Source organism: Edaphobacter aggregans DSM 19364, from assembly GCF_000745965.1.
Classification (GTDB): Bacteria; Acidobacteriota; Terriglobia; order Terriglobales; family Acidobacteriaceae; genus Edaphobacter; species Edaphobacter aggregans.
The window spans coordinates 1-3,202 of record NZ_JQKI01000272.1 but is presented as its reverse complement, the minus strand read 5'-3'; the positions used below and the strand labels follow the sequence as shown (position 1 = coordinate 3,202).

The window sequence follows — 3,202 nt, the reverse complement described above, 5'->3', positions numbered from 1 at the left end:
TACCCCTATGTCTTCAGCCTTTGTCCAATTCCATCCCTGCTAATTTGGACGGCAGTGATTTGAGGTATAACTTGTGCTGCGCGTTCGTCTGGTCGGCTTTCTTCTTCTGGGCCGCCGGCCGATAGTGTAGTTCGGGCGCGTCGATGCCTTGAAGCCGGACCGTGACCTTACCGTTCTTGATGGCGTCGTAGGTGGCCGTTCCCTTCACCTTCGCGTTCTCGAAGGCGTGAGTGACACGAAACGGTGCGCCCGAGTTTGGACGGAATCGAAAGGCTCCCGCAGTGACGTCCACCCGAATCCGAGTGGTATCCGCGTCCGAACTACCCACAGGCCAGAATTGCGACAAGTCGATCGAACCATCAACTTCTAGCAAGCCATCTGCCATTAGGATCTCCTTGGAATGGACGAGGAAGCGTGATGACTTACTGCCACGTCCAGCGCTAGGGACTCTCCGTCAGCAACATCGAGAGCGATCGTATCACTATTCTGCCTAACACTCTTGTCATTTTTCCTAAATTAGGATAATGCTTTTGTTCATTTTCCCGTAACTGGTAAAAATGTGCCCGTAACTAGCGACCTGTCGCAGAGTAAACATTACTAGTGCTGCTTACATCTAGCATCGCTCACTGATTGGACGCCAGCAGCCAGCCATCGAGAAGCGGCAACGTGAGCTCGCACAGCTGGCGGTTAAAGCTTGGCCTAACAAGCCGGAACCATAGATTTCGCACCCACGGATTAGAATTGCCAAAGTCCCTCCGCGACGTCCGGCTCGTGGAGAGCAGATCCTTTGAGAATCGCTGTGTTCACCCACTCCAGGGGGTGCACTTTTAAAGCCTCCTATCCCCCTACCCTATGAGTGCTTGACACCCAGACGGCTTACGTGCAAACTCTTCAGCAGTTCGCTCAAGGACGTACCGGCCCTTCTGAATACACATTCCTCAAAAAGAGTCTCCTATGTATCTCTTGATTGGCAGTGCTCTCGACCCTTGCTGCACTCAGGTTGGTGCAATCCTCCGCGACCGCGCTTTCACCACCGTCAATCTTGAGCGTCCATTTTCACATCCATGCAACTTCAGTTGGCGCTTTGCGGGTAAAGACCCGATTTTACCTGGCGATTGGTGATGGACTGTCGGTCATTCACGTCCGCAGCTAATTCGTTGTTCGCTAGTCACCGCCTGTTGTTTGCTCTTCAATCCACTCTGCTAATTTCTGCTGTAGTTCCTCTTTGCTTGGAAGATATAGCTGGTACTCGCGCGCATGTATGTTGGCATCTTGGGGCAATGTGATTTCTACAAGGGCGGTGTTTTTCTTCTTGCAAAGGACGATACCAACCGTCGAGTTTTCATGATCAAGCTTGACGAAGCGATCGAAGTAGTTGACATACATCTGCATCTGGCCGAGGTCTTGATGCGTCAGCTTGCCGATTTTCAAGTCAATAAGGACGTAGCACTTTAGCAGGCGATTGTAGAAGACTAGATCGATGAAGAAGTGTTCTTCGTCGAACGTAAAGCGTTTCTGGCGCGCCTCGAAGAGGAAACCTTTGCCAAGTTCCAGCAGAAAGTGCTGAACGTGCTCGACGATCGCCGCTTCGAAATCAGACTCTGAGTATGTGTGCCTGCCTTCCAGGCCGAGAAACTCGAGGACGTATGGCTCCTTGAGTATGTCTTGCGGTCTGGAAACATCTTGGCCCTGGCGAGCGAGATCGTGGATCGCCTTCTTGTCTCGGCTAAGTGCAAGCCGCTCGTATAAGCCTGCACTGAACTGACGTTTGAGATCTCGCAGTGTCCACCCTTGCTCGGCGGCCTCGATCTCATAAAACCTGCGCTCTTGATCGTTAAGCCCTAACAGGAAGACGTAATGGGACCAGCTGAGCGTAAAGGGAAGCTCTGCGCCTGACGAAGCAGATTGCCCAGACGCTGTCTGGGCAATTGAGGGAGCGGGCTTTTTTTCAAGTCCGGCGAATCGCCCAGACAGCGTCTGGGCAATCTGAATGTTTCGACCTGGATAGGCAAGGTAGAAGCGGCGCATGTACTCGAGGTTGCTCTTGGAGAACCCGTTGCCGAATTCTGACGTTAGACGCTCAGCCAGCTCCTTAATGACTTCCTTGCCATATTGAGCACGATCAGCACCACCCTGCTCCCGCTCGACGATCCGACGGCCAATCTCATAGTTCGTGTGAACCTGTAAAAGATTAACGCCCAGTGCCACCGTCTGGCGGGCAGAAAGAACAAGCAGGCGGATGCCGTCGTAAAGCTCGGTAGAATCAACCTTCTTCATGAACCTAGTATAGGTTTGCCATCCGTCTCGGCAGTCAAGGCATAGCGAGCAGGAACCTAGCTTTCCATCAACACGGCCAGCGCTCTAATATCGCCGTCATGCCGGTTCGCCGATATACCCATCCGACACCATAGTTGCCTAAACCTCTTTATTCAAAAGCAGTGGCCGTCGCCCACCGCGCCACATCCACAATCCCAGTGAACTGATGCTCTTCACCCGATGGCGTGGTCAGCGAATAGCCACCGTTTTTATCTTCTACAGAAAGGTTCGGCCTGGTAGCCAGCAGCACCGACCAGACACAGAAGCAGCGCAAATTGCAGAAGTTACATCTCTCCGACCGTATCTTTCAGAACGAAGGCGGGGTCAGGGACGGCGAACCATATCGTAGGAGCAGACTCGACGCTTCATTATCCGGCGTTCCTTCCCCCAGGCGGTATCGTTGCAGAATCATTCCAAGATACTTCAGGCCGCGCCTAGGCAAATAGCGTCGCTCACCCTGAGAGCTTACAAGCCAAGGTTGTCGTTGACCGCGATCTCGATATCCTGCTCCGACCCGAGATAGCGTTCGGTGGTCTGGATCGAGGAATGCCCCAGGAGGAACTTGATCTGCTCGAGATCCCCGCCGTTCTTCCGGCACAATTTGGCGCAGGTGCGGCGGAGATCGTGGGCGCCGAAGTGCTCGATCCCGATCTGTTGCGATGACTGTTCCACTACCGACCAGACCGCCCAGTCGCTCAGGGTGTCACGATTGATCTTCCCGCTTTTGGAAACCGACCGCAGCAGCCGGCCCTTATCGATGCCGGCCGCGGTCATCCAGGCGTCGATGCCGTTGTCGTTTTTCCTTTACTAGTAGAATACTTTTATTCATTTCAAAGCACTTGCATGTTCCCGCAACTAGTAGAAATGTGCCGTAACTAGTAGAAAT

Annotated in this window: 3 protein-coding genes; all 3 read right to left on the bottom strand. The window is 53.2% G+C overall.

The annotated features are described in order from the left end of the window. Window positions 1-13: 13 nt before the first annotated feature. Entirely contained in the window at window positions 14-385 is a 372-nt protein-coding gene (locus Q363_RS31015) for a hypothetical protein (RefSeq protein ID WP_035358497.1), read from the bottom strand. A gap of 779 nt (window positions 386-1,164) precedes the next feature. Continuing rightward, window positions 1,165-2,277 carry a PDDEXK nuclease domain-containing protein gene (locus Q363_RS31010; RefSeq protein WP_035358495.1) on the bottom strand — a complete coding sequence of 371 codons (1,113 nt, stop codon included), beginning with the start codon at window positions 2,275-2,277 and terminating at the stop codon, window positions 1,165-1,167. A 504-nt stretch (window positions 2,278-2,781) separates the two neighbouring features. After that, entirely contained in the window at window positions 2,782-3,090 is a 309-nt protein-coding gene (locus Q363_RS31005) for a site-specific integrase (protein ID WP_035358492.1), read from the bottom strand. Window positions 3,091-3,202 lie beyond the last annotated feature (112 nt).